Annotated in this window: 19 protein-coding genes; 10 read left to right on the top strand and 9 right to left on the bottom strand. The window is 68.7% G+C overall.

The genetic code is table 11. The features are described 5' to 3' along the window. Positions 1-39: 39 nt before the first annotated feature. On the bottom strand, positions 40-876 hold the full coding sequence (locus BLQ73_RS11710; RefSeq protein WP_093170426.1) for a 2,3,4,5-tetrahydropyridine-2,6-dicarboxylate N-succinyltransferase: 837 nt from the start codon (positions 874-876) through the stop codon (positions 40-42). A gap of 152 nt (positions 877-1,028) precedes the next feature. Between BLQ73_RS11710 and BLQ73_RS11705 the strand changes: the two genes are divergently transcribed. Beyond that, positions 1,029-1,880 (top strand): hypothetical protein, encoded by an 852-nt coding sequence (locus BLQ73_RS11705; protein WP_093170425.1) that lies wholly within the window; start codon positions 1,029-1,031, stop codon positions 1,878-1,880. A gap of 208 nt (positions 1,881-2,088) precedes the next feature. Here the strand turns inward: BLQ73_RS11705 and BLQ73_RS11700 are convergent, their stop codons facing one another. From BLQ73_RS11700 to fdxA, 3 genes are all read right to left on the bottom strand, one after another. Further along, entirely contained in the window at positions 2,089-2,757 is a 669-nt protein-coding gene (locus tag BLQ73_RS11700; RefSeq protein WP_093170424.1) for a DUF4178 domain-containing protein, read from the bottom strand. Between the two features lie 11 nt (positions 2,758-2,768). Next, complete coding sequence (gene dapC, locus BLQ73_RS11695; RefSeq protein ID WP_093170423.1) at positions 2,769-3,851, bottom strand: succinyldiaminopimelate transaminase; 1,083 nt, start codon at positions 3,849-3,851, stop codon at positions 2,769-2,771. Between the two features lie 122 nt (positions 3,852-3,973). Next, positions 3,974-4,300 (bottom strand): ferredoxin, encoded by a 327-nt coding sequence (gene fdxA / locus BLQ73_RS11690; protein ID WP_093170551.1) that lies wholly within the window; start codon positions 4,298-4,300, stop codon positions 3,974-3,976. Between the two features lie 176 nt (positions 4,301-4,476). Here fdxA and BLQ73_RS11685 point away from each other — a divergent pair, with 176 nt between their 5' ends. From BLQ73_RS11685 to BLQ73_RS11660, 6 genes are all read left to right on the top strand, one after another. After that, on the top strand, positions 4,477-4,635 hold the full coding sequence (locus BLQ73_RS11685) for a hypothetical protein (RefSeq protein WP_245691008.1): 159 nt from the start codon (positions 4,477-4,479) through the stop codon (positions 4,633-4,635). A 62-nt stretch (positions 4,636-4,697) separates the two neighbouring features. Beyond that, positions 4,698-5,768, top strand: a complete 1,071-nt coding sequence (locus BLQ73_RS11680; protein ID WP_420820007.1) for an ABC transporter substrate-binding protein — start codon at positions 4,698-4,700, stop codon at positions 5,766-5,768. Between the two features lie 171 nt (positions 5,769-5,939). After that, on the top strand, positions 5,940-6,722 hold the full coding sequence (locus tag BLQ73_RS11675; RefSeq protein WP_093170420.1) for a class I SAM-dependent methyltransferase: 783 nt from the start codon (positions 5,940-5,942) through the stop codon (positions 6,720-6,722). Positions 6,723-6,868: 146 nt separating this feature from the next. Beyond that, positions 6,869-10,492: a hypothetical protein gene (locus tag BLQ73_RS11670; protein ID WP_093170419.1), complete on the top strand. Its 3,624-nt coding sequence runs from the start codon at positions 6,869-6,871 to the stop codon at positions 10,490-10,492. A gap of 13 nt (positions 10,493-10,505) precedes the next feature. Continuing rightward, a complete protein-coding gene (locus BLQ73_RS11665) occupies positions 10,506-12,581 on the top strand; it encodes a UvrD-helicase domain-containing protein (protein ID WP_093170418.1) in 2,076 nt (691 codons plus the stop codon). 49 nt (positions 12,582-12,630) lie between these two features. Beyond that, complete coding sequence (locus BLQ73_RS11660; RefSeq protein ID WP_093170417.1) at positions 12,631-14,475, top strand: sigma factor-like helix-turn-helix DNA-binding protein; 1,845 nt, start codon at positions 12,631-12,633, stop codon at positions 14,473-14,475. Between the two features lie 70 nt (positions 14,476-14,545). Here BLQ73_RS11660 and BLQ73_RS11655 read toward each other — a convergent pair whose 3' ends face one another. Next, positions 14,546-15,619, bottom strand: a complete 1,074-nt coding sequence (locus tag BLQ73_RS11655) for an alkene reductase (RefSeq protein WP_093170416.1) — start codon at positions 15,617-15,619, stop codon at positions 14,546-14,548. A 97-nt stretch (positions 15,620-15,716) separates the two neighbouring features. Between BLQ73_RS11655 and BLQ73_RS11650 the strand changes: the two genes are divergently transcribed. Both BLQ73_RS11650 and BLQ73_RS11645 read left to right on the top strand, forming a co-directional pair. Next, on the top strand, positions 15,717-16,130 hold the full coding sequence (locus tag BLQ73_RS11650; protein WP_218125787.1) for a winged helix-turn-helix transcriptional regulator: 414 nt from the start codon (positions 15,717-15,719) through the stop codon (positions 16,128-16,130). Positions 16,131-16,326: 196 nt separating this feature from the next. Next, the gene (locus tag BLQ73_RS11645; RefSeq protein ID WP_093170415.1) at positions 16,327-17,661 is read left to right on the top strand and encodes a Fic family protein; all 1,335 of its coding nucleotides are present in this window, start codon (positions 16,327-16,329) and stop codon (positions 17,659-17,661) included. A 5-nt stretch (positions 17,662-17,666) separates the two neighbouring features. Here BLQ73_RS11645 and BLQ73_RS11640 read toward each other — a convergent pair whose 3' ends face one another. The 4 genes from BLQ73_RS11640 to rraA all read right to left on the bottom strand — a co-directional run bounded on the left by BLQ73_RS11640 (position 17,667) and on the right by rraA (position 21,729). Continuing rightward, entirely contained in the window at positions 17,667-20,039 is a 2,373-nt protein-coding gene (locus BLQ73_RS11640) for an ATP-binding protein (RefSeq protein WP_093170414.1), read from the bottom strand. Positions 20,040-20,100: 61 nt separating this feature from the next. Further along, on the bottom strand, positions 20,101-20,715 hold the full coding sequence (locus BLQ73_RS11635) for a DUF6879 family protein (protein ID WP_093170413.1): 615 nt from the start codon (positions 20,713-20,715) through the stop codon (positions 20,101-20,103). Continuing rightward, entirely contained in the window at positions 20,708-20,968 is a 261-nt protein-coding gene (locus BLQ73_RS11630) for a hypothetical protein (RefSeq protein WP_093170549.1), read from the bottom strand. The genes BLQ73_RS11635 and BLQ73_RS11630 overlap by 8 nt, the downstream gene beginning before the upstream one ends. A gap of 284 nt (positions 20,969-21,252) precedes the next feature. Then, complete coding sequence (rraA, locus tag BLQ73_RS11625) at positions 21,253-21,729, bottom strand: ribonuclease E activity regulator RraA (protein WP_093170412.1); 477 nt, start codon at positions 21,727-21,729, stop codon at positions 21,253-21,255. Positions 21,730-21,898: 169 nt separating this feature from the next. Here rraA and BLQ73_RS11620 point away from each other — a divergent pair, with 169 nt between their 5' ends. Further along, positions 21,899-24,508, top strand: coding sequence for a penicillin acylase family protein (locus tag BLQ73_RS11620; RefSeq protein WP_420820006.1), 2,610 nt, complete (start codon positions 21,899-21,901; stop codon positions 24,506-24,508). Positions 24,509-24,515: the final 7 nt, after the last annotated feature.

Here is a 24,515-nt window from a genome sequence, read left to right as displayed (position 1 = left end):
CGCGACCGCCACCGCCGGATTCTCGCTGTTCTCCTGAAATCAGGCGTTGGCGCCGTGCTCGCGGAGGATCTCGTTGAGTTTGAGCTTGTCGTGCTGCTCGCCTTCTTCGAGACGCTTGAGCACGAGCATGCACCGCATGCCGAAATCTCCGCCGGGGAATGACTTGACCTTCGTGCCCTCGACACACACCGACCACGCGGGAGCCTCACCCCTCGGCAGCTCCTCGCCGGTCTGGACGTCGTAGACGCGCGTGGTCGCGGTCAGCACCACCCCCGCGCCGAGCTTCGCGCCGCGGCGGACCCTGGCGCCGTCGACCACCATGCAGCGCGACCCGATGAAGGCGTCGTCCTCGACCACCACCGGCACGGCGTTCGGCGGCTCAAGCACGCCACCGATGCCCACGCCACCCGAAAGGTGCACGTTCTTACCGATCTGCGCGCACGACCCCACGGTCGCCCACGTGTCGACCATCGTGCCGGAGTCGACATAAGCGCCGATATTGGTGAACGACGGCATCAGCACCACCCCGGGGGCCAGGTAGGAGCCCCACCTGGTGATCGCGCCGGGCACCACACGCACACCTTCGAGCGTGGTCTTGAGCGGAATGCGGTCATGGTGCTGGAAGTCGCCGACCTGCGACCGGGCCATGCCGAGCACACGGAAGCTGAGCAGGATCGCGCGCTTGGCGCGCTCGTCCACCACCACCTCGCCGGTGGTCTCGTCGACGAAGGCCACCCTGGCCTTCCCCGTGTCGAGAAGATCGACGGCGCCGACCACGGCACCCCGGGCTTCCGTGTCGCCGGGCGACAACTCCGCGCGACGCTCCCACAGTTCGTCGATGACCGCGGGAAGGGGGCTGGAATAGCTCTGGCTCATGGCCAGCGAGCTTAGCCGCACAGAGGTGATCTCCATGCCCCGCATCGCACTACGACGGCACATCACGATTGTGCTATGGCGCTGTGCTATAGCGCGTTCCCGAAGCGTTCCACGAACACCGGCACCATCCAAGGACGGGTAGGTTCATTGCCGTGCGAAGGCACTTCTCCCGAGGGGTTCTGACAATTGCGATCGTCGTCGTGGTGTTGGCCGTGGCCATTACGGCAGGTGTCTATGCACTGCTCAAACGAGCCACACCCCTCGCCCAAGGCGCCCACTGCACCATAACCACGCCGCAGGGCCAGTTGGAGTTGGACATCGAGCAGGCCGACGTCGCCGCCACGATCGCGGCTGTCGCCGAGCGCCGTCGCCTGCCTGAGCGTGCCGTCGTCATCGCCTACGCGACCGCGATCCAGGAGTCCAAGCTGCTCAACATCCCCTTCGGGGACCGGGACTCCGTCGGCGTCTTCCAGCAGCGTCCCTCACAGGGCTGGGGCACGCCGAAACAGCTCCTCGACGTCGTCTACGCGACCAACAAGTTCTTCGCCGGACTGGTCAAGGTCAAGAACTATCGCACGATTCCACTCCACGTCGCCGCCCAGGAAGTGCAGCGTTCCGCCGATGGAACGCTGTACGCCCAACACGAGCCCGACGCCGAGATCATGGCCGCCGCATTCACCGGGCGCGTCCCCGCCGCCCTGTCCTGCTGGTACCCCCCGCCCGAAGACAACGCCCAAAAGCCCAAGCCCCGCCCCCAGGCCGCCCACAAAGAGCTCCTCAGGGCCCTAGGCAGCGCGCCCGCCGACGGCAACCGCATCAGCGCCTCGACCACCAGGCGCGGCTGGCTCATAGCCTCGTGGTCCATGGCCCACGCCCGCGAATACGGCCTCCGCGAAATCCGCTTCGCCAAGCACGCCTGGAGCGCCGAAACCGGCTACGACGGCTGGAAGGCGGACGAAAAGGCCGGCGGCACCCACGTCATCATCGACACCCCCACCCCCTAACCCCACCGCGCGGCCACGCATTCGGGAACCGGCCACCCCGGGAGCGCGAGGGGGCGCCGGTGCTTGGACCGAGGAGCGCCGGGAGCGCAGCGACCAGAGCGACGAGGGAAAGCACCGGATCAAGAGCCCCCTCGCCGCGCGCCGCAGGCGCGCAATAAACACAGCTCGGCCAACATGCCGGGAGACGGCTGTGTTGGCCTGCTTCCCTTCAGGAGCCGGCCAGGTCGATGGAGCCTGGGGGGAGGGGCTGGGCGTATGACGCCGTCCAGGCTTCGCCTTGGACGCGGTCGAAGGACAGGAGGCGTCCGTCCTGGGCTCGGTAGTCGGCGAAGTCGAGCAGTCCCCGGTCGGGGTAGCCTGTGGCGCCTTCGGATTTGAACGCCGCGGTGCCCCGGTCGGCGGGGTAGAACTCGACGCCTTCCACGATCAGCATGGATTTGGCCGGAACCATGCCCTGGGTGGGCACGGCCGTCCACAGGAGCACTTCTAGGTGTGGCGCGTCGGCGGGGAGCAGGCCGGGCCGTACCTCGACCGAGAGCCACTGGGATCGGGGTGTGCCGTCGTCGAGCAGCATCTCGGTCCATTGCCGTCCCTGCCACGACACGTGTATCGCTCCGATGACGCGGGCGCGCATGCCCTGGCAGTCGATCGCGTCGCCCACCTTGACGGTGCGCGGGTCGAGATAGTCGGTTCCGACGATCCCCGGGTGGCCTGTGGGAGCGGCGAGGGGAGGGTGGCTGGGCTGGTCGGGCGGCGATGGCGTCTCGGGGCGCTCAGTGTGGCCTTTGCGCCTGTCGCGGCGCATGGTGGCGAGGAACGCTCCGAGAATGAGAAGGATCAGGATGATGCTCAGTGCGAGGACGACCGTTGAGGTCATGGCGGGGCATCCTACTGGAGGCGGCGGATGGCCGCGTCGATGCGTTCGTCGGTGGCGGTGACGCCGATCCGGACGTGGTTTTTGCCCGCCTCGCCGTAGAAGTCGCCGGGTGCGGCGAGGATGCCGAGTTCGGCGAGTCGGCGCACCTGGTCCCAGCAGCCGGTGCCGTTGGAGGCCCACAGGTAGAGCCCGGCCGCGGAGTGTTCGATGGTCCAGCCGGCGGCCTCCAGAGCGGGGCGCAGCGCGGCGCGGCGCCGCGCGTAGAGCTCGTATTGGCGGTCGGCGTGTTCGTCGTCGTCGAGGGCGGCGGCGGTCGCCGCCTGGATGGGCGCCGGCACCATCATGCCCGCGTGCTTGCGCACTTCGAGGAGGCGCCGGATCAGCGCCGGGTCGCCTGTGACGAAGCCCGCGCGGTAGCCCGCGAGGTTGGACCGTTTGGAGAGGGAGTGTACGGCGAGCAGCCCCTCGTGTGATCCTCCGCACACTTCCGGGTGGAGCACCGACACGGGGTGCTCTTCGAAGCCCAGCCCGATGTAGCACTCGTCGGAGGCGACGACGGCGCCGCGTTCGCGTGCCCAGTCCACGACTTTGCGCAGGTGGCCTACGCCGAGTACGCGTCCGGTCGGGTTGGAGGGCGAGTTGACCCACACCAGCGGGACACGCTCGGGTCCGAGACTCACCAGGCCGTCGGTCGGGTACGGCGACGCCCCGGCGAGCCTGGCTCCCACGTCGTAGGTGGGGTAGGCCAGTTCGGGGAACACGACATGGTCGCCGGGCCGTACCCCGAGAAGGGTGGGCAGCCATGCGACGAGTTCTTTGGACCCGATCGTCGGTAGGACGTCGACCGGGTCCACCTCGACCTCGTGCCGCCGACGCAACCATTCGGCCGCGGCCCGCCGCAGCCTTTCCGTGCCGTGGGTCGTCGGGTAGCCGGGGCTGTCCGACGCGTCCGCCAGCGCCTTCCTGACCACGGCGGGAACCGGGTCGACCGGCGTGCCCACCGAGAGATCGACGATCCCGTCGGGGTGGGCCTGCGCGAGGTCCTTGTACGGCACAAGCCGGTCCCAGGGGAAGTCGGGCAGCGCGCTCACCATGGCGTCCCTCGTGGTCGAAAGGCGGGTCGGACTAGGTCAAGTGTCTTGCGTTCGGGCACGTCGAACATGACCAAACCTATCGGCCCGCGTGGGCCGGGCGTGGTCATGGCGACGGTCGCGCGTCAGTGGTCCTCGCCACCGGGGGGCGCGGCGGCGACCACGGGGTGGTCGCGCTCGATCTTGCCGACCTTGGAGGCGCCGCCCGGCGAGCCGAGCTCGTCGAAGAACTCGACGTTGGCCTTGTAGTAGTCCTTCCACTGGTCGGGCAGGTCGTCCTCGTAGAAGATCGCCTCCACCGGGCAGACCGGTTCGCACGCGCCGCAGTCCACGCACTCGTCGGGGTGGATGTAGAGCATCCGGTTGCCCTCGTAGATGCAATCGACCGGGCATTCCTCGATGCACGCCTTGTCCAGGACATCCACGCAAGGTTGCGCGATGACGTAGGTCACCTCGGGCTCCTTCTTGTTCCGCACCTTGGCACGAACTCGATCGCAGGTTGCTATGCCTAGTATTGCCGTGCCGAGCAAATGCCTGGAACAGAGGGGGGCGAAGTCGTTTGACTCCTCGTTTCGCAGCGCGCCTGACGGTGGCGATCGCTCCGTCCGACATCGGTGAAAGAGTCACGGTGCGACGCGCCGACGCCGACGGTTTCCGCGACACCGTCGGCACGCTTGAGGCGTGGTCCGACGGGGTTCTCACCATCCGCAAGCGTGACGGGACCCTGGTCGAGGTGCTGGAGAAGTCGCTCGTGGCGGCGCGGGTGGTCGGCGCGCCGAGGCGTTAGCGGAGTGGCCCTTCGGCCGCGCCTCCTCGACCTTCACGGCAGCTACGCGCAGTATGCATAGCGTGACCCTACGCATCAGCGCCGCAGCAGCAGTCCTTTTGACCAGCGCGATCGCCGGGTGTGGCGCACCGGCCGACGAGAAGGTCTACCCTCCGGTCAACCCCCAGGGCGCCTCGCTGAGCGCCGGGTTTTCCACGATGGAGCGCCTGGTTGAGGCCGCGAAGAAGGAGGGGGCGCTCAATGTCGTCGCGCTGCCGCGCGATTGGGTGAACTACGGCGAGATCATCGACGCGTTCAACGACGAATACGGCATCAAGGTCAACCAACTCGATCCAGGAGCCAACAGTCAGCGCCAGATCGACGCGGCCAAGCGAGGCGGACCCAACGCGCCGGATGTGCTGGATTTGACCTTGGACGTGGCTGTTACAAATACCTCCCTATTCGCTCCATACAAGGTGCTGGGATGGGCGGACATCCCGGATGACCTAAAAGATCATGGTGGAGCCTGGTATGCGGGTTATGGGGGATACGTCTCAATTGGTTATGACTCGCGCAAGGTGCAGCCGCCGACGTCCTTCGCGGACCTCCTCAAGCCCGGATACAGCGTCGCGCTGCCCGGCGACCCCCGGGAGACGATCTCGGCGTTCAGCGGCGTGATGGCCGCATCGCTTCCGGGCGGGCAGCCGGAGGCCGCCCGCGGCGTCGAGTTCTTCGGCAAACTCAAGCAGGCCGGCAACCTCACCGACCCCAAGGGCCAGGCCACGGCCGTGGTCGACTGGGACTACCTGAACGCCGCGCGGGCAGCCAAGGAGTCCGGTGCGTGGAAGGTCACAATCCCGGCTGACGCCGTACTCGGCGCGTTCTACGCGCAGGCGGTGAACCAGCGCGCGCCGCACCCCGCCGCGGCGAGGCTGTGGCAGGAGTTCCTGTTCTCCGACAAGGGCCAGAACCTCTTCCTGAAGGGCTTCGCGCGCCCGGCCAGGCTGGAGGCGCTGCAGATGAAGGGCACCGTGGACCTGGAGGCCGCGGCGAAGCTGCCGGAGGTCAAGGGCAAGCCGGTGGTGCTCACCGTGCCGCAGACGGACAAGGCACGTTCCTACCTGCACAGCGCGTGGGTGAAGACGATGGGGTGAGCTCTGCGGTCGGCTGTGGCGGCGTCCGGGATGAGTTCCGGCTGGAAACGCTCCCATGAGAGGGGTGAAGTGACTCCTGCGACAGGCGAGATAAATATGTCGTTCCCACATTCAGGCTCTAAAGTGTCATCTCCATAGAGTCCGAGGCACCTTGTCTCAGAATGTGAGCTGATGGTCTTGCAATACGGCACGCCGAGCACGATGCGGTGGAACGCGAAGACCTACGACAGTTCGTTTGGGTATGTCTCTGCTCTTGGCGCACCGCTGGTCGACCTGCTCGATCCCCGGCAGGGCGAGCGTGTCCTCGACCTCGGCTGCGGAACGGGCGCGCTCACCGCGGAGATCTCCATGCGCGGAGCGCAGGTTCTCGGCATCGACGGCTCCCCCGCGATGATCGAGAAGGCCCTCGCGGGTTACCCGGGCCTGGACTTCATCGTCGGAGACGGGCACGACTTCGGGGTGGCGGAGCCGTACGACGCCGTCTTCTCCAACGCGGCCCTCCACTGGATGAGCCGCGACCCCGACATGGTGATCGCAAATGTGCACGAGGCGCTCATCCCGGGCGGCCGGTTCATCGCCGAGATGGGCGGTGCGGGCAACTGCGCCGCGCTCATCGCCGCGATGTCGACGGCTTGGCGCGAGCACGGACTACGCGAGCCCGACCTGCCCTGGTACTTCCCCACGCCGGCGGAATACGCCCAACGGCTGGAGAAGGCGGGCTTTACGGTGAGGCTCCTTGAATACTTCGACCGTCCCACCCCGTTGGACGAATGCCCGGCGGGCGCGTCCGACTGGGTGCGGATGTTCGCCGGAACGCCGCTTGCGAACGTTCCGGCCGACCTGGTGGAACCACTGCTGCGGCGGGTGGACGAACTGGCGGCGCCCGCTCTCCGCACGGAGAGCGGTTGGATGGCCGACTACGTTCGTCTGCGATTCGCTGCCGTTCGCCGCTAACGGGCCCAATACATGGGGGCGATTTGCCAGACTATGGTCTGTTCCGTGGTTCCCGTCTGTAGCAGCACACGACAGTATGGCGAGGCTTGGGCCGCGAGACGCGAAGGGCTGGTGAACGGTGAGTCAGCCGGAGAGGGAACAGAGAGATGAACTTCAGCCTCAGTGACCTCGTACCCCCGCTGCGTTGGAGCGACGCAGCGGCCATCCCCCGGCTCAGAGACCGGCCAGACCTACCACCGGCCTGGTGGCGCAGCCTCCCGCTCCCCCACGTGCTCGCCGCCGTCGACGCCGGCGCCCTCGGGGAGCTCCTGACCGAGGCCGCCCTCGGCCAATGGCCCGCCGCCTCCGTCGGCGACGTCCTGCCCGCACTGCACGTCCTCGACCCCGACGACATCGACAGCCCCCAGGTCGCGATCGCCCTCGACCGCGCCGGGTCCTGGCCGGGCCTGCTCGCCCTCACCGGGCGCGAGCTGCTCGACCAGCCGTTCGTCCAGGCGAGACCCGTGCTGAACGCCCTCTTCACCGAGGTCTTCTTACGGCTGACGCCACACGCGGCCGGCCGTACGGCCGAAGCCGGCGCGGCCCCCCGAACCACCTCGGCCGTGTCCGGTCGCGCTCCCGAAACCCTCGTGGCCGAGGCCCCGGCCGCGAACGTGCCGCGGCAGACCGCCCCCTCCGGCAATGGACAGGTGCCGGGCCCCCCCGCCGAACGCCCCGCCCCGGGGACCGCTTCAGGCGGCGACGAGGCTCCCCACCCCTCGGGAGCCAAGGCCAAGGGGTCGAAGACCGACGGGACGGCTTCCGCCAAGGCGTCGGCCTCGGCGCAGCCGCAGGCCAAGACCGACACGCCCGGACGTCGGCCGGAGGCCGACCGGGCATCGGCCGCCGACCCGCAGACGTCCAAGGACACCAAGGACGCTAAGAACGCCGAGCTCGCGAAGGGCAACGACAAGGGGCAGCGGGCCGCCGGGGCGAAGTCCGACGGACAGGTGGCCGCCGCACCGCAGGCGGCCAAGCCGGCCGAGGCGAAGGCGGCCGACCACAAGGGCCACGCACCCCAGGCAACCGCCGACCCGGCGCAAGCCACGGCCAACCCCGAAGGCCCCGCGCAAGCCACGGCCGGCAAGAGCCCGGCGCAAGCCGCAGCCGACCCCAAGACCGCCAAGGGCCAGACGGCCAGTGCTCCCGCGCAAGCCGCGGCCGACAAGAGCCAGGCCCAAGCCGCGGCCAGCCCCCAAGGCGGCCCCAAGGCCACCAAGGGCCAAGCGGCCGACGCCCCGGCCCAAGCCCCAGCCGACGCACACCCGACCAAGGCCGACAAGAGCCGGGCGCAAGCCGCAACCGACCCCGAGACCGGGCCCAAGACCACCAAGGGCCAAGCGGCCGACGCCGCACACCCGGCCAACGCCGCACACCCGGCCAACGCCGACCAAGGCCAGGCACCTTCCGGCACGGCGCAAGCCACGGCCGACAAGAGCCGGGCGCAAGCCGCAGCCAACCCCGAGACCGGGCCCAAGACCACCAAGGGCCAAGCGGCCGACGCCCCGGCGCAAGCCACGGCCGACACCGCACACCCAGCCGAAGCCAAGCAGGGCCAGGCGCCCTCCGGCACGGCACAAGCCACGGCCAACCCCCAAGGCGGGCCGAAGAAGGGCCAAGCGGCCGACGCTCTGGCGCAAGCCGCAGCCGGCACCGCACACCCAGCCGAAGCCGACCAGGGCCAGGCACCGTCCAGCCCCCCGCAAGCCACGGCCGGCAAGTCCTCGGCGCAAGCCGCGGCCAGCCCTCAAGGCGGGCCGAAGAAGGGCCAAGCGGCCGACGCCCCGGCGCAGGCCGCGGCCGATGCCGACCAAGGCCAGGCGCCCTCCGGCCCCGCGCAAGCCGCTCAAGCCGCTCAAGCCGGAGTAGGCGATGGCCGGCCTGAGGCCGACGCGTCCCAGGTGCCTCCCCGCGCGGCGGAAGCGGTGGCCGACGCCGCCGAGCAGGGGGTGTCCGACGCACCTGAGGGCCCGGCCGGTACGGCGCAAGCCGGGGCCGAGGCCGAGGCGGGCAAGGACGCCGTGGACCGGTCGCCTCAAGGCGAGGCGGGTTCCGCGGAGGCGGCGGCCCCTGCAGAGGACGCGGGGGAAGGCGCTGCGCGGGAGCGGTCCGCTGCGGCGGACGGCGAGGCGGAGCCCGGCCCTGAAGGCCGCGAGGCGGACGGGGAGGCACCCGAGGCGCCCGCCGATGCGGACGACCGTGCGGACACGCCGGGCGGAGCGGCCGAACAGGCGGGCGCGTCCGCCGTACCGCCTGCCGGGTCGGCCGAGGTCCCCGCGCCCGGTGTGCCGGGCGGGCAGGGCCCCGGGGGCGCGGCGGCGGGAGCCGTACCTTCTCCTGGGGAGCCGGGTGGGTTCCCGAAGCCCGGCGCGCTGCCGAAGCGGGTGAAGGGCGTTTCGCCGGTTCATGCGGCGAAGGCGGCGTACGAGGCTCGGGCGGAGGGTGTCGCCGGCGGGGAGCCGGGCGAGGAGCCCACGCCGTTCCAGGCGTTCACGCCGACTCCGAGGCGGCAGGACGGGTTCTCGACGACCGGCGAGCAGGGCGGCCTGCAGGTCGACCTGTACGCGCTGGTGGAGGCGGCGTTCGCTCAACTGGACGACAAGAGCTGGGCGGTGGCGCAGAACCGGGTGTTCACGGATGTGCCGTCGTCGTCGGATGAGCTGGCGAAGCTGTTCGCGGTGTCGGCGGCCGAGATCGAGGAGCTTGAGGCGGACCTGAAGGTCCGGCTGAAGAAGTGGCTGGTGAGCGATGCGGCGACGCCGTACCGCGCCCACGCGGCCGAGATGGTGAGGCTGCTCGGGAAGGCCGCGCCGAAGGCGCGGCTGGTGGAGGCCGCGGACTGGCATGGCCGGGACCTGGTCTCGCTGGAGGTGTCGGCGTGGCAGTTCGTCTTGGCGACGCTGCCGGGCTACCGGCTGGTCGATGGCTGGGTGGTGGACGGCGACCTGGCGGAGCTGCAGGAGAAGACCCGGGAGCTGATCATCGGTTCGGAGCAGCCGCCGACGGTGAGCAAGGCGCTTGAGCTGGTGGTGTCGCTCGGGGTGCATCCGGATCTGGCCAAGGAGTGGCTGGAGAGCGTGCCGCAGCTTCGGATCACGCCTCCGGCGCAGGGTGCCGCCGCGGCTCCGGAGGAGCCCGCCGCTGCGGCGCCGCCGCTGAGCGAGGCGGCCCCGGCCGAGGTCGAGGCGCCGCCGCAGCAGCCGGTGAGCCCGCTGCGGGCGTTGAAGGACGTGTCAGCGACCCGCCGCTGCTTCCGGCAACCCGACGGGCGGTGGTGGCTTCGCGTGGATGTGACGGATGCCCACCTGAAGAACGCTGAATGCACGTTGCCGAGTGGTTTCGCGGCGTATCTCGGGCTTGTTCCGGGCGAGCGCCGTACGGTGCGGAGCGCGGCCGGGGACGTCACGTTGAGCTGGAGCACGGGCCCGGTGATCGAGTCGGTGCTTCCCCTTCTGGCCGATGTGGGGGCTAAGGAGGGCGGATACCTGTTCCTGACGCTGTCGGAGGAGGGCGTGCTGCGAGCCAGACACCTGTCGGCCGCGGGGCCGGGAGTGGATCCATTGACCAAGGCGCTGCGCCTTGTGGGGTATACGGCTCCGGGAGGCACGATCGAGCAGGCCGCGAGGGTCATCGCGACCAGGATCGGCATGTCGGGGCCGGTGACGGTGCCCGATCTCCTGACCCGTCTGCGCGAACGCGGGGACCGCGACCTGCTGTCCCTGCTCGGCTGAGCGGGGTCCCGGCGTGCCACGCTTAGCCATCGCCCCGGAGTTCCCCAAGGAGCTGGAATCCTTGGCCGGTTCCGTCCGCCGCGACGTCGTGGTCGCGGTGCGGCGGTTCCTCCAGTCGGTGACCTCGGCCCCGCACGCCGAGCGCGTGCGGGGCGCCAGGGACGAGCGTATGGCGACGCTGCGCCTGGCCGACCGCCACCGGGGTGTGGTGGCGCGGCAGGGCGATGTCTACTGGCTGCTCACCGTGCTTCCGGAGGCCGAGGCGTGGGCGTACGCGCAGCGGCTGCGGATCGGGGTGAACCTGGAGATCGGTGTCGTGGAGGTGTGGGACGCCGAGGCTTTGGAGCGGATCGAGCCGGCGCTGCGCCGTTCGGCCGACTCGACGGAGTCGCGGCTTCTCTCCCACGTGTGCGACGCCGATCTGCTGTCGGTGGGGATCGAGGCCCGTTTCCTGCCGCTTGTACGGCTGGTCGCCAGCGAGATGGCCCTCGACGCGCTGGAGCCGCTGATCCCGCGCACGCAGTATCTCCCGCTCGCGGCGCTGGCGAACGGCGGCACGCTGGCCGACGCGTGGCGCGAGCTGGCGACGTGCCGTACGGCCGCTGTCGTGCCCGGCCCCATCGACGCCGGAGACCTGTACGCGGCACTGCGGCGCAGCCCCGACCGGGCCGTGTTCGCCCCCGACGCCTGGGAGCTGGAGCGGATCCTGACGCGCCCGGACTGGTGCACGTTCCTGTATCCACAGCAGCACCGCCTGGCGCGCACCGACCGCTACGACAGACCGGTACTGGTCATTGGTGGTGCGGGCACCGGCAAGACTCTGGTAGCGCTCCACCGGGCCGCCCACCTGGCCAGGCAGGGCGGCGGGACCGTCCTGCTCATGTCGTTCTCCCAGCGGCTCAGCGGCGATCTGGCCGCCCGGCTCGACACGCTGATCGAGGACGAGGTCGCACGCAAGCGGGTCGAGGTGGGCAACGTCGACCGGCTGGCCCACCGGGTGGTCGCCGAGGCGGAGGGCCGCCAGCCGACGTTGGCGGGCAACGCCGAGCTGGCGGAGCTGTGGCGGGAGGCCACCGAGGTGTCGGGCACGACGCACGGCGCGGCTTTCCTGCTGCGGGAGTGGGAGCAGGTCATCCTCGCTCAGAACCTTCAGACGCTCGACGAATACCTCAACTCCCCGCGAAGCGGGCGAAGCATCCCCCTCGACGCCCGTGAGCGCGAGGCCGTGTGGCGCACCATCCAGCACGTCGTCACCACGCTGCGCGAGACCGGCAGGCGGACCCTGCTGCAACTCGCCGCCGAGGCGTCGGCCCTGCTCAGCCGCTCGACGGGCGACCTGCTCGATGACAGCGGGCCGGGGCGGGAGCCGTACCGGCACATCGTGGTGGACGAGGCGCAGGACCTGCACCCGGCGCAGTGGCGGCTGCTGCGGGCGGCCGTGCCGCGGGCGCCGAACGACCTCTTCATCGTGGGCGACCCCCATCAGCGCATCTTCGACACGCGGGTCACGTTGAGCGATGTCGGGATCAGCGCGGTGCCGCGCCGACTGCACGTGTCGTACCGGTTGCCGCAGGAGATCCTGACCTTTGGCGTACGGCTGCGCGGCGGCGGCCCGGCGGACGGGTTGGTCGAGGGCGTGCAGGAAATGTACGGCTATCGCGCGACGCGGCCGGGTGCCCGCCCCACGGTCCGGGCCTACGATTCCTTCGAATCCGAGCTCACCGGCCTTGTCGCCCACGTGCGGTCATGGCTGCAGGACGGCGTCGAACCCGGCGAGATCGCCGTGGCCGCGCGAACCGCCGAATCGGTGCGGGACGCGCGTACGGCACTGCGTACGGCGGGGCTCGCGGTTAGGGTGACGACCCTGCACGGTATGAAGGGGCTGGAATTCCAACGGGTGGCGGTGATCGGTGTGGCGGACGGCATCGTCCCGGCGCCGGACGCCCTCACCCCGGCGGGCGAAGATCCCACCGCTCGAGCGCACGACTTACAGCGCGAGAGGGGCCTTCTTTACGTGGCGTGTACGCGTGCCCGCGAACTGCTTTATGTGTCCTACTCCGGTAGGGCAAGCCCGTTCCTGCCACCCTGATCACATAGTCTGAACTGCGGATATCTTCCCTTTTGCCGGTTGGACCCCAATGAACCTGAGTCTGAGCGACATCGCGCCGCCCCTGCGCTGGACATCCCCCGGCCAGATAGCGCCCATCGCCAACGATCCACGCCTCCCCGAGGCGTGGTGGCAGGCGATCCCGCTCGACCGCGCCTGCGCCACCATCGGCGCATCCGACGTGGCCGCGCGGCTCGCCGACCTCACCCTCGCGTCCTTCGGCCACCTGATACTGGGGGACGTCCTCCCACTTCTCAGGTTCACCGACCCGGTGGAGAGCACCCGCACCGCCGACGGCCTCGGCAGAGACACGGTGCACAAGCTGTTCCACGGTGTGATCGAACGGCTGCTCGTGCCCGCGGAGGAACGCGTCGCCGTCCCCCTGCCGCCCTCCCGGCCCGAACGGCCCCTGCCCGAGGTCATCGACGAGGTCTTCACCGGGCTCGACGACAGGCAGCGGGCCATCGCCAGGGACCGCCTCTACGCCTCTCAGCGGGCCACCCTCGACGAGCTAGCGCAGAGATTCTCCGTCACCCGCGAACGCATCCGCCAGATCGAGCGCGACCTGCGCGACCACGTCGACGAATGGCTCACCGGGCCCGACGCGGCCCCGCTCGTCGCCCACGTGTCGTGGCTGCGCAGCAGACTCGGCTCCGCCGTACCGGCCGACGACCTCGCGGCGGCCGTCCCCTGGCACCGCACCGAGCTCACCACGCTGACCATCCCCGCCTGGCGTTTCGTGCGCACTCTGCTCACCGGATACGAACAGGTGGAAGGGTGGCTCGTCACCGGAGGCGCCGACGAGCTCAGGGAGAAGACCCGGCAGCTCTTCACCGACGGGCCCCGGTCGCTCGCCGAGGCCATCGGCATGGTCGCCCAGCTCGGCGTGCGGGAAGACGTCGCCGAGCGCTGGATCGCCGCCGTCCCCAACCTCCGCGTCCTGGAAGACCACGTGGTCGCCTGGCCGCGGAGCGTCAACGAGAAGGCCGAGGCGGTGCTCGCCGTCGCCGGCAGCGCCCTCACCCCCGAGGAGATCCAGGAGCGCATCGGCGAGGACTACAGCCTCGTCGGCATCCGCAACCAGCTCACCTCCGACGAACGCTTCCTGCGGGTCGACCGCAACAAATACGGCCTGGCACGCTGGGGCGGCGAAGGCTACCTCGGCATCCGCGAGATGATCGTCCGGGAGATCGAGCGGGCCGGCGGCGAGGCGTCGGTGTCCACCATCGTCGCCAACCTGACCTCCCGCTACGACGTCAGCGAGAGCTCCGTACGCGCCTACGCGGGCGGCCCCGGCTTCGAACGCACCCAGCGCGGCTGGGTGCGCGTCGCCGGCTCCGACGGCAACGGCGCCTACCAGCCCCGCAAGGACGTCTCCGAGACCCGGCGCTGCTTCCGCAGCCGCGACGGCCGCTGGTGGCACCGCGTCGACGTCAACGCCGAACACCTGCGCGGCTCCGGCTCCCCCCTGCCCACCGGCTTCGCCGCCTACCTCGGCATGGCGCCAGGCGGCCAGCTCACCGCCTCCGCCGCCTCCGGCGACGTCGTCATCAGCTGGCACAACCAGCCCACCATGGGCTCGATCCGAAACATCCTCTCGGAGGTCAACGCCTCCGAAGGCGACCACGTCTTCCTCACCGTCTCCGACGGCGGCGAACTGCTCACCCGCTACCTTCCGGTCGCCGCGCCCGCCATGCCCCCCGTCAACCGGGCGCTCCACCTCATTGGATACACCGCCCCCGTCGCATCCGAGGCCGAAGGCTACCGCCTCATCGGCGCCCGCATCGGCCTCCCAGAAAGCGCGCCCCGCGACGACATCATCGCCAGGCTCCGCGAACGCGGCGACCGCGACATCCTCGGCTTCCTCGGGGTGTGACCCACCCCTCCCGGCACGCCACGCCCGACGCGCAGGCGAGCCGCATTCAACGTGGCCCGCTCGGCGCAGGCTACGTTGAATGCGGGTAGTCGATGTAGCCCCGGTGGTCACCGCCGTAGAACGTCGCCCTGTCGGGAGCGTTGTACGGCCCCGCCGTCGAAACGCGATCCGCCAGGTCGGGGTTGGCCAGCCACGCCGCGCCCAGCGCCACCACGTCGGCGCCGACCGACTCCAGCGCGTCGCGCACCGCCTCGTGCGGCGGCAGCGGCGTCTCGTCCCGGTGCGGGTTCAGCACCAGCGTCCCCGACCACGCCTCGCGCAGCCTCTCCGTGATCGGGCGCATCCCCACCTTCTCCGCGACGTCCATGAACGCCAGGCCGTCGCCGGCCAGCTCGGCGAACAACGCGAGGTACAGCTCCTCGGGATTGTCCTCCTCGATGCCCAGGATCGTGGAACCGGGAGACACACGCAGCGCCGTACGCTCCGGGCCGACAGCGCCGGCGATGGCCCGCACGGCCTCCACGGCGAACCTGATCCGGTTGGCGGTCGAGGGGCCGCCCCACCGGTCCGTGCGGAGGTTCGCCCGAGCGCACAGGAACTGCTGGGGGAGGTAGCCGTTCGCACCGTGCAGTTCGACCCCGTCGAAGCCGGCCTCGATCGCGTTGCGCGCCGCCCGCGCCAGATCCCGGAGCGCGCCCTCGATGTCCTCCTCGCTCATCACGTTCGGCACCGGGTTGTCCTTCAGGCCCGACGCCGTGAACGACTGCCCCGGTGCCGCCACGGCCGACGGCGCCTCCGGCAGCAGCCCGCCCCGCACATCGGGGTGGCCCACCCGGCCCGCGTGCATGAGCTGAGCGAAGATCACCCCACCCTCCGTGTGCACGGCCTCGGTCACCTGCCGCCAGCTCTCCACCTGCTCCCGCGTGTGGAGTCCCGGCGTGTTCACGTACCCCTGGGCCACCGCACTCGGCTGGATGCCCTCTGACACGATCAGGCCGGCGGAGGCGCGCTGGCGGTAGTACTCAGCCATCATCGGCGTCGCGATCTCACCCACGCCGGCCCGGCTCCGCGTCATGGGAGCCATGGCAAGACGGTTGGCGAGCTTGATCTCTCCGAGCTTCACCGGGGTGAACGGGCTGGTCATCAAGGATTTCCCATCGTTTCCGACATTTGGTCACGACAAGTGTTGGAGGTCGCGAGACCGCTTGCCAAATGCCAGATTAGTTACTTACCTTTCATAAGTGACTTCCTTTGCCGCGCATGTCGCGCCCGCCACCGTCCCCGACAGCGCCTCCGGCAGCGCCCCCGACAGCGCTCCCGACAGCGCTCCCCACGAGATCAGCACCCGCGAGTGCAACGTCGTCCAGCACGTCCTGGACATCATCGGCCGCCGCTGGGCCGGCGCCATCCTCGTCGCCGGCACCCGAGGCGCCCGCCGCTTCAGCGAATACCGCCGCCTCATCACCGGCATCTCCGACCGGATGCTCTCCCAGCGGCTCAAAGAGCTCGAAAGCCTCGGCCTGGTCGAACGGCACATCGTACCCAGCACTCCGGTGCAGGTCCTCTACCAGCCCTCCCAGCGCGGCGAAGAGCTCGTCGCCTCCCTCCAACCCCTCATCACCTGGGGTGACCGCCACCTCCTCCCAGCCCCCTGACCACCCGCCCCCAACTCCCAATCCCCCAACTCCCAGAACTGGGAGAACCTGGGAGCAAACTGGGAGCAGCCCAGGACAGGGCCCCTGACCTCGTGTTTTACTGACCCCGAGACCCAACTCCCAGAACTGGGAGAACCTGGGAGCAAACTGGGAGCAGCCCACCGCTGTCCCGCCCACACCATTGATCCGAGGGCACATGCGAACGCCAGAGCAGCCACCGCCCACCGCCACGGTCCTGGGCCGCCTCGTCGACCCGCGCATCGCCGACGCCCTCGCAGGTGCGCTCGCAGGCGGGCCCCAGCCGTACCACCACTGGGACGACACCCGCTACCGCACACCTCCCCCGGGCCTGACGCGGGAGGAATGGTGGGCGGTGATCAAAGCGACCAGGCTGTCGACGAACCGCCGGATCCCTTTGACCAGCCCGGAGGGAACACCGTTCGCCTACTCGCTGCCCGACGAGGTGTTGCGCGACAACGAATTCGTGAGCACCCACACCGCCGGCATGATCAGCCTCGGCGAAGACGTGGCGAACCCGGCTGTGCGTGACCGATACCTCGTCAACTCGTTGATCGAAGAGTCGATCACCTCCAGCCAACTGGAGGGAGCCAGGACCGATAAACGCGTCGCTCAAGAGATGATCCGCTCGGGGCGCGAACCCCGCGACAAGAGCGAGCGCATGATCCTCAACAATTTCCACGCGATGGAGTTCGTCAGCAAGATCCGCGACGAGCCCCTCACGCCGGAGATCATCTGCCACATCCAGCGGATCGCCACCGAAGGCACCCTGGACACCCCGGAAAGCGCCGGACGATTCCAGTCGGCGCACGACAACCGCGTCGGCGTCTACGACACCACAGGTCACCTGCTCTACCAGCCACCGCCCGCCGACCTGATCCCCGAACGCATCGAACGGCTCTGCGCGTTCGCCAACTCCAGGGACACCACCACCTACCTACCGGGCGTGATCAGGGCGATCATCATCCACTTCATGCTCGGCTACGAGCATCCCTTCGAGGACGGCAACGGGAGGACCGCGCGCCTTCTCTTCTACTGGTCGATGCTGAACCAGGGATACTGGCTGACGGAGTTCATTTCAATCTCCCGCGTCATCAAAAAGGCTCCCGCGAAATACGGACGAGCCTTCCTCCACACCGAGACAGATGACAACGACCTCACGTACTTCATCCTGTTCCATTTGAAAGTGCTGCGCCGGGCGATCGACGAACTCAACGCCTACCTTGCCAGAAAGGTCGCCGAAGTGCGCGAGCTCACCGGCATCCTGCACAACGACTCCGGCCACTTCAACCACCGCCAGTTCGCCCTGCTCGGCAACGCGCTTAAAAACCCCGCCGCAAGATACTCGGTCCAGTCACACCAGACCTCCCACCGGATTTCCGCGGAAACCGCACGGCAGGATCTCGTCCAACTGGAGAAGTTCGGCTTCCTGGAGAAGCGCCGCCTCGGCAAAAAGTTCGTCTACCACCCCAAACCCAACCTGGCCGAAGCCATCAGAGCCTTCGGCCTCTAGGTCCCTCACGGGGCGGACAGGAGCGTGCTGAGGGCTTCCTGCCGCGTGGTCGACCGCGGGTCGTCGAACTCGGCGTAGGCGTCCAGCGCTTCGCGCCAGTGCCGCCGCGCCTCCTCCAGAGCCCCGTCGGCGGCCAAGGCGGCGGCAAGGTCGTCCAGCGCTACGGCGAGGAACCAGCGGTTGCCAAGTTCACGGTGCACTGAGGCTGCGCGGCGATGGAAGTCGGCCGCATCGGAGAACCGCTCAAGATGGCGATACGCCTGGCCTGCCCCGTTCCACGCGCGTGCCTCCCTGGTGCGGTCGCCGATGGTGCGCTGGATCACAGCGGCATGCTGATACGAGACGAGCGCGTCGGAGAACCGCTCCAACGACTGCTGGACGTCGCCGAGTTCGATGAGCCAGTAGCCTTCCCACATCCGGTTGCCATGCGACTGGGCTATCGCGACCGCGGCCTCGACCAACGGCAGCGCGCCGGAGGCGCGTCCGCTTTCGCGCAAGGTCATGGAGAGCACCCGCAGGACATTGCCCTCGCTCCCGGCGTCGCCGTATGACCGGTGCGCCTCAAGGGCCATGTCGAGCAGGGTCTCCGCTTTCGCGTACTCTCCAAGCTCGGCATACACCTGCCCGAGATTCCCCGAGACCAGCGCCTCCCTCCGTGCCTCACCGAGGTCCCGGAAAATAGCCACGCTCTGCTCGAAGTGCGATCGAGCCAGTCGCAGGCGGTGATCCCGCAGACCGATGAGGCCAAGCCCGTTCAGCGACATGGCCTCGCCGTACCGGTCGCCGATCTCGCGCCGGATCCCAAGGGCGCCCCTGTGAAACTCGGCCGCCCGCTCCGGGCGCTGGAACTGGGTATACGCCATCGCCAGGCCGTCGAGGTTCTCGGCTTCGCCGAAACGATCGCCAAGAGCGCGAGCCGCCTCAAGGCCCCGCTGCCCCGTCTCAAACCAGTCATGGAAGTCATTCAGGCGTGCGTAAATGGCCTTGAGAATCGCGGAAAGGCACCAGGCCGTCTCTGGAGATCCTGTGTCCACAGCCATCCTCGTCACATCGACGAGATTTCTCCGCTCCGCTTCATACCACGCTATAGCCTCACCATAGTCGCGAAAGAGCGGCACGTTCAGATCGCCGGGAGGAGGAGCCAGTGGAACAGGACGAGCTTGAGGTGTAATGCGGTGCTGAGCGGCAGCGGCTCCATGGAGATACCACGCGAACATCCGCTGTTCAGCGTCCAGCAGGTTCTCCGGGAGCTCTTCACTCTCTCCTTGTCCTGTCGCATACGCTCGCAACAGATCATGAAATTGGTAGCGGCCGGATCTGTTCTGTTCCAGTAAATGTGCCCCGACCAGCAGATCGAGCAGAGAGCGCACCTGGTTCAGCGGCCTCCTTGCCATCGCGGCGGCGACCTGGGCACCGAAATCAGCCCCGGGATGCGAGCCGAGCAAGCGAAACAGGTGAGCCGCCCCTTCGGGCAGCGCGCGGTAGGACCAGGCGAAGACCGCGCGTACGGCGTCGCCCTCCTCTCCGTCCACGATGGTCAGCGCCTCCCAGAGACCGGACTCATCGCGAAGTTCGGCGATCAGTTCGCTGAGAGGCATCCATGGGCGGCTCACAGCCCGTTCGGCAGCTATTCGTAGCGCGAGCGGCAGTCCCGCACACAGCCCGGAGAGTTCGGCGAGCTTCTCGGGGGCGTCGCCGCTGCGATGCGCGGTGGTCACCCGGCGGAGTAGGTCGACGGCGTCCGACTCGGACAGGATTCCGAGTGTCAAACGGTCCGCACCGTCACGCGCCACCAGCCCGGACAACCTACTGCGGCTCGTCACCAGCACCATGCAGGTCGCTGTGCCGGGTAGCAGCGGACGAACCTGTCCTACGGTCACTGCGTTGTCCAAGACCACGAGCATCCGGCGCCTGGCCAGCAACGACCGGTAAAGCGCGGATCGGGCTTCGAGATCATCAGGGATGGCGGCGGGCTTGACGCCCAAGGCCCGCAGGAAACGTTCGAGAACCTGCGACGCCTCCAAGGGAGGCCCGGGGTCGTAACCTCGCAGATTAACGTAGAGCTGCCCATCGGGAAACCGGTCTTGGACACGGTGCGACCAGTGGAGCGCGAGGGATGTCTTGCCCACGCCGGCCGTCCCGGCGATGACCGCCACGACAACACCCGACGATTGGCCGTCTCCGTCGTTCATCGCTCTGTCGAGCCGGGCGATCTCATCTTCCCGGTTCACAAAGCTCCGCACATCACCAGGCAACTCTCGCGGTGTCTGCCCAGGCGCGGTGGCCGCACCGTGAAAGTGCACCCCGCCATGCACGTTCCCGGCCTGGACAACATCGCCGGCATTGCCCGACAGATGTGTGTGGGTGCCCTTGTACATAGGATCCGGCTCGGGCTCTCGACTTTTGTCAGGCACGTCCGGTCCTAGGCCGCTCGGAAGGTCATAGATGAATTGCGGGGGGAGGAAGGTGGGCCACCTCGCGAGCGAAGTAGCTCCGCAGGTCCTCACCCTGGTCGAACAAGGCTTTGATGGATTCCCGGCATCGCATGACGGCGGATGAGTCGGTGAACCGGACGGCCCCGTCGCCCAGTCCATCGTCTGTGTAAACGATGCGGTACATCGTCGAGGCGCCGAGAACCACGACCTCGACCAGGCTGTCTTCGGACTCATGTCGACGGACGAGGTCGGGGCTGACCACCCGAATCCGTTCGCCGTGTTCCGCGCGAACGTTGAGCAGGTGCAGTTCCCATTGCAGGTAGGGCGTCAGGGGAGGCTCGACCACCCGAAGTCTGTGCATGGTCAGGCCCTGCTCGGCGGCACGTTGGAAATAGTCCTTGAGTTCCGTCCGCCTGTCGGCGATGAGGTCGAGGGATGCCTGCCAGTCGCCGGCGGCGAACGCCTCCCAGCTCGGGACCCCCGGTTCGATGAAGGACTGCCGCCGCTCGAACTTCCAGAACTCGTCATCGTGAAGGGCCCAGAGGCGCTGCCGGAACTCCGCCCTGTAGTCGGGGCGCTCAAGGCGTTCACCTGCGGAGTCAGAGGGGAGATCAGGCATCGGCGATGGCCGCCTTCGCGGAGAGGAAGGTCGAGCGCGGGATGACGACCAGGCGCTCGTCTTGGGCTATTTTCAATTCACCGGGGCGGCGGCTCCCGATATAAGTGCCGGTGAGGTCCTGGCCGACAACAGCGATGTCTCCGTTGTCGAGTTCCCAAATGTCTGGACACTCATCGCCTTCACCGCTGTCAGGCGGATTGCAGAGCCGTCGAGTGAGGGAGGCCAGTGGATCGGCTCGCCACGGAGTGTTCATGTGATTCTCCACGTGGAAATCCAACGAGGACCGGATCATAACATGGCGGAAAATCTAAAACAGCCAATAGAACATCAGGGCATAATCCGCCCATTAATAAATATATCCCGCCCGTCATCGAAATATCGCCATTTCGGCCGCCCGCAACCCGTATCATCACGCTAATGCCCGGCAGGCCTTCGGAAGATCGGCATCTATTATTGGGTGATCCCGCACCTCACACACCACGCCTCGAACGACCTGTCGAAACATCTTCAGACTTACAGCAGGTCGGCGCGGTGGGGTCAGAGGGGGGCGGCGCTGACGACGATGCCGTCTTCGTCGCTGTAGAGCCAGGCGCCGGGGGTGAAGGTGACGTCGCCGAAGGTGACGGGGGTGTCAAGGGTGCCCGCTCCGGTTTGCGTGCTTTTGCGGGGGTTGGAGCCGAGGGCCTTGATACCGAGGTCGAGGGTGTCGAGGGTGACGGTGTCGCGGATGGCGCCGTTGATGACGACGCCGGCCCAGTTGTTGGACACGGCGGAGGAGGCGATGACGTCGCCCATGAGGGCGGTGCGGAGGGAGCCGCCGCCGTCGACGACGAGGACGCGGGCGTTCCCGGGTGTGGCCAATGTCCGTTTGATGAGGGCATTGTCTTCGAGGCAGTGAATGGTCATGATTTGACCGAAGAAACGATTGCGTGTGCCGTACGAGCGGAATTGGGTTACGCAGCTTGACAGGGCGTCGCCGTGCTCGTCGATGAGGTCTGCCGTCGCGAAGTTCATGTGGGGGATTCTGCCGAATCCCGCGTGGGGGCTGGGGTTCAACTCACGGAGTCGCAGGCCACGGGGCCGAAGATGCACACCTTGCGCCCTGGAATCGCGTGACGCGACCGAGTTGCTTGGTGGCCGGGGACTGCCAAACTTGAGCGGGCACGCCACAGGGGAGGTCACGTTGAAGCTCAAGCCGTTCGGATGGATGCCGCGCCGCGTGCGATGGGTGGCGCGAGCGGTCAGCGTGCTGGTCGTGCTGGGGCTGCTTTTCGGAGGCGTGGCCGTGTGGGCGGTGCAGCGGTCTTTTCCGCAGGTGGAGGGGGCACTGGCGGTGAAGGGCCTGTCCAGTGAGGTGACGGTCTACCGCGACGGGACGGGCATTCCTCATATCTATGCGGATACGGCCGACGATCTGTTCATGGCGCAGGGATATGTGCATGCGCAGGACCGGTTCTGGGAGATGGATTTCCGTCGGCACGCCACCGCGGGCCGACTGTCGGAGTTGTTCGGAAGTGCCACGCTGACCGAGGACAAGGTCATTCGGACGATGGGCTGGCGCCGGGTCGCCGAGCAGGAGTTGCCGCTGCTCGATGAGGTGACCCGGCGATATCTCGACGCATACGCCAAAGGCGTCAACGCCTGGCTCGCCGACAACGACGGGGCGTCGCTGCGCGGCCTCGAATATGTGGTGTTGGGTGTTATCAATTCCGGCTATGAGCCCGCGCCGTGGACGGCGGTGGATTCGCTCGCCTGGTTGAAGGCGATGGCGTGGGACCTGCGGTCGAATGTGGAAGACGAGATCGGCCGGGCGCTGGCGGCGGCGAAGCTGCCGGCCGAGCGGGTGGGGCAGCTCTGGCCCGATTATCCGTTCGACCGGCACGACCCCATCGTCACTCAGGGGGCCCTGGACGACGGCGGGTTCGACCAGGACGCCGCCGACCCCGTGGACAAGAACCCGGCGCGTGACAACCGCAAATCGCGGAGCGCGCGCGAGGTGCGCGCCTCTCTGCGTGGGGCCGGCTCCGCCGTGGGCGGCGCGCTGGCGCGCGCTGCGGACGCGCTGCGGACGGTGCCCTCGCTGATCGGCGCGGGCCGTGGCGACGGGATCGGCTCCAACTCGTGGGTGGTGGGCGGGCGGCACACGGCGTCGGGCAAGCCGCTGCTCGCGAACGACCCGCATCTCAGCGCGTCGATGCCCTCGGTGTGGTATCAAACCGGGCTGCACTGCCGCACGGAGTCGCGGGAGTGCCCCTTCGACGTCACGGGCTTCACGTTCGCCGGCGTCCCGGGGGTGATGATCGGAAGGAATGACCGGATCGCCTGGGGGTTCACCAACCTCGGGCCGGACGTCGCGGACCTGTTCCTGGAGAAGGTGAAGGACAACGCCTACCTCTACCAGGACACGTGGAAGCCGTTGACGACCCGGGTGGAGGAGATCAAGATCGCGGGCGGCGCGCCGGTCAGGCTCACCGTGCGCGAGACGGGGAACGGCCCGATCATGTCCGACGTGCACAAGGGCATCGGGGGCGCCCTGCCGGGAGCGGCCAAGGCCGCGGGCGAGACGGCCGAGGCGGTGTCGCTGCGGTGGACGGCGCTGCAACCGAGCGCGACGGCGGATGCGATCTTCGCGTTGAACGCGGCCAAGGACTGGGCCGAGTTCCGCAGCGCGGCGGCGCTGTTCGCCGTCCCCTCCCAGAACCTGATCTACGCGGACGTCGACGGCAACATCGGCTATCAGGCTCCCGGCATCATCCCGATCCGTGCGAAGGGCGACGGCAAATGGCCGGCGCCGGGGTGGACCGGTGAATACGAGTGGACTGGTTCCATCCCTTTCGCCGAGCTCCCCAGCGTGCTCAATCCGCCCGAGGGCTACATCGTCACCGCCAACAACGCCGTCATCGACCCCGCGCGATACGGGCCGGTGCTGACCTACGACTGGTCGTACGGCTACCGCTCCCAGCGCATCCTCGACCGCCTCAACGGTGCGATCAAGACGGGCAGGCTCGACGTGGCGGCGATGAGCCGCATCCACCAGGACACGGGCAACGGGCTCGGCCCGGTGCTGAAGCCCGAGCTCATGAAGGTGCCTCTGGCCGGGCCGAGCCGGGACGCCCGGGAGCTCCTGCGCACCTGGGACTACTCGCAGGACGCCGATTCGGCCCCCGCCGCATACTTCAACGCCGTGTGGCGGCATCTGCTCATCGAGACCTTCAACGACGATCTGCCGGAGAGGGCACGGCCGGGAGGCGGCGACCGCTGGTTCGAGGTCGTCCGCACGCTGCTGACCCGCCCGGACGACCCCTTCTGGGACGACAAGGACACAAAGATCGTCGAAGGTAAGGAGGACATCCTGCGCCGCAGCATGGCCCTCGCCTACGACGAGCTGTCCGAGCTCCAGGGCGACAAGCCCAAGAAGTGGCGCTGGGGCGACCTCCACACGCTCACCCTCGCCCATGAGAGCTTCGGCACGTCGGGCATCGGCCTCATCGAGTCGATCTTCAACCGCGGCCCGATCCCGGCCCCGGGCAACGACGACGCGGTCAACGCGATCGGCTGGGACGTGCAGGACGGCTACCAGGTGACGTCGGTGCCGTCGATGCGCATGGTCGTCGACCTGGCCGACCCCGACCGTTCCCGCTGGATCAACCTCACCGGGGCGTCCGGGCACGCCTTCCACGACAACTACTGGGACCAGGCCGCCCTGTGGGCGCGGGGCGACACCACCCCCATGCTGGGCCGCCAGGAGTCGATCGAGAAGGCCGCGGTGCACACGCTGACCCTCACCCCATGACGCCTGG

The organism is Sinosporangium album (assembly GCF_900100605.1).
Classification (GTDB): Bacteria; Actinomycetota; Actinomycetes; order Streptosporangiales; family Streptosporangiaceae; genus Sinosporangium; species Sinosporangium album.
This window is presented reverse-complemented; position numbering and strand designations above follow the sequence as displayed.

What these genes read in the sequence shown, in the direction of transcription:
- BLQ73_RS11630 (WP_093170549.1), bottom strand. Translation starts at nt 20,968, where the DNA reads ATGAACACTCCGTGGCGAGCCGATCCACTGGCCTCCCTCACTCGACGG.
- BLQ73_RS11635 (WP_093170413.1), bottom strand. Translation starts at nt 20,715, where the DNA reads ATGCCTGATCTCCCCTCTGACTCCGCAGGTGAACGCCTTGAGCGCCCC.
- dapC (WP_093170423.1), bottom strand. Translation starts at nt 3,851, where the DNA reads ATGGTGAGCGCGCTGCCCGACTTCCCCTGGGACCGGCTTGTGCCGTAC.
- BLQ73_RS11675 (WP_093170420.1), top strand. Translation starts at nt 5,940, where the DNA reads ATGGTCTTGCAATACGGCACGCCGAGCACGATGCGGTGGAACGCGAAG.
- BLQ73_RS11640 (WP_093170414.1), bottom strand. Translation starts at nt 20,039, where the DNA reads ATGTACAAGGGCACCCACACACATCTGTCGGGCAATGCCGGCGATGTT.
- rraA (WP_093170412.1), bottom strand. Translation starts at nt 21,729, where the DNA reads ATGAACTTCGCGACGGCAGACCTCATCGACGAGCACGGCGACGCCCTG.
- BLQ73_RS11710 (WP_093170426.1), bottom strand. Translation starts at nt 876, where the DNA reads ATGAGCCAGAGCTATTCCAGCCCCCTTCCCGCGGTCATCGACGAACTG.
- BLQ73_RS11655 (WP_093170416.1), bottom strand. Translation starts at nt 15,619, where the DNA reads ATGACCAGCCCGTTCACCCCGGTGAAGCTCGGAGAGATCAAGCTCGCC.
- BLQ73_RS11645 (WP_093170415.1), top strand. Translation starts at nt 16,327, where the DNA reads ATGCGAACGCCAGAGCAGCCACCGCCCACCGCCACGGTCCTGGGCCGC.
- BLQ73_RS11670 (WP_093170419.1), top strand. Translation starts at nt 6,869, where the DNA reads ATGAACTTCAGCCTCAGTGACCTCGTACCCCCGCTGCGTTGGAGCGAC.
- BLQ73_RS11660 (WP_093170417.1), top strand. Translation starts at nt 12,631, where the DNA reads ATGAACCTGAGTCTGAGCGACATCGCGCCGCCCCTGCGCTGGACATCC.
- BLQ73_RS11700 (WP_093170424.1), bottom strand. Translation starts at nt 2,757, where the DNA reads ATGACCTCAACGGTCGTCCTCGCACTGAGCATCATCCTGATCCTTCTC.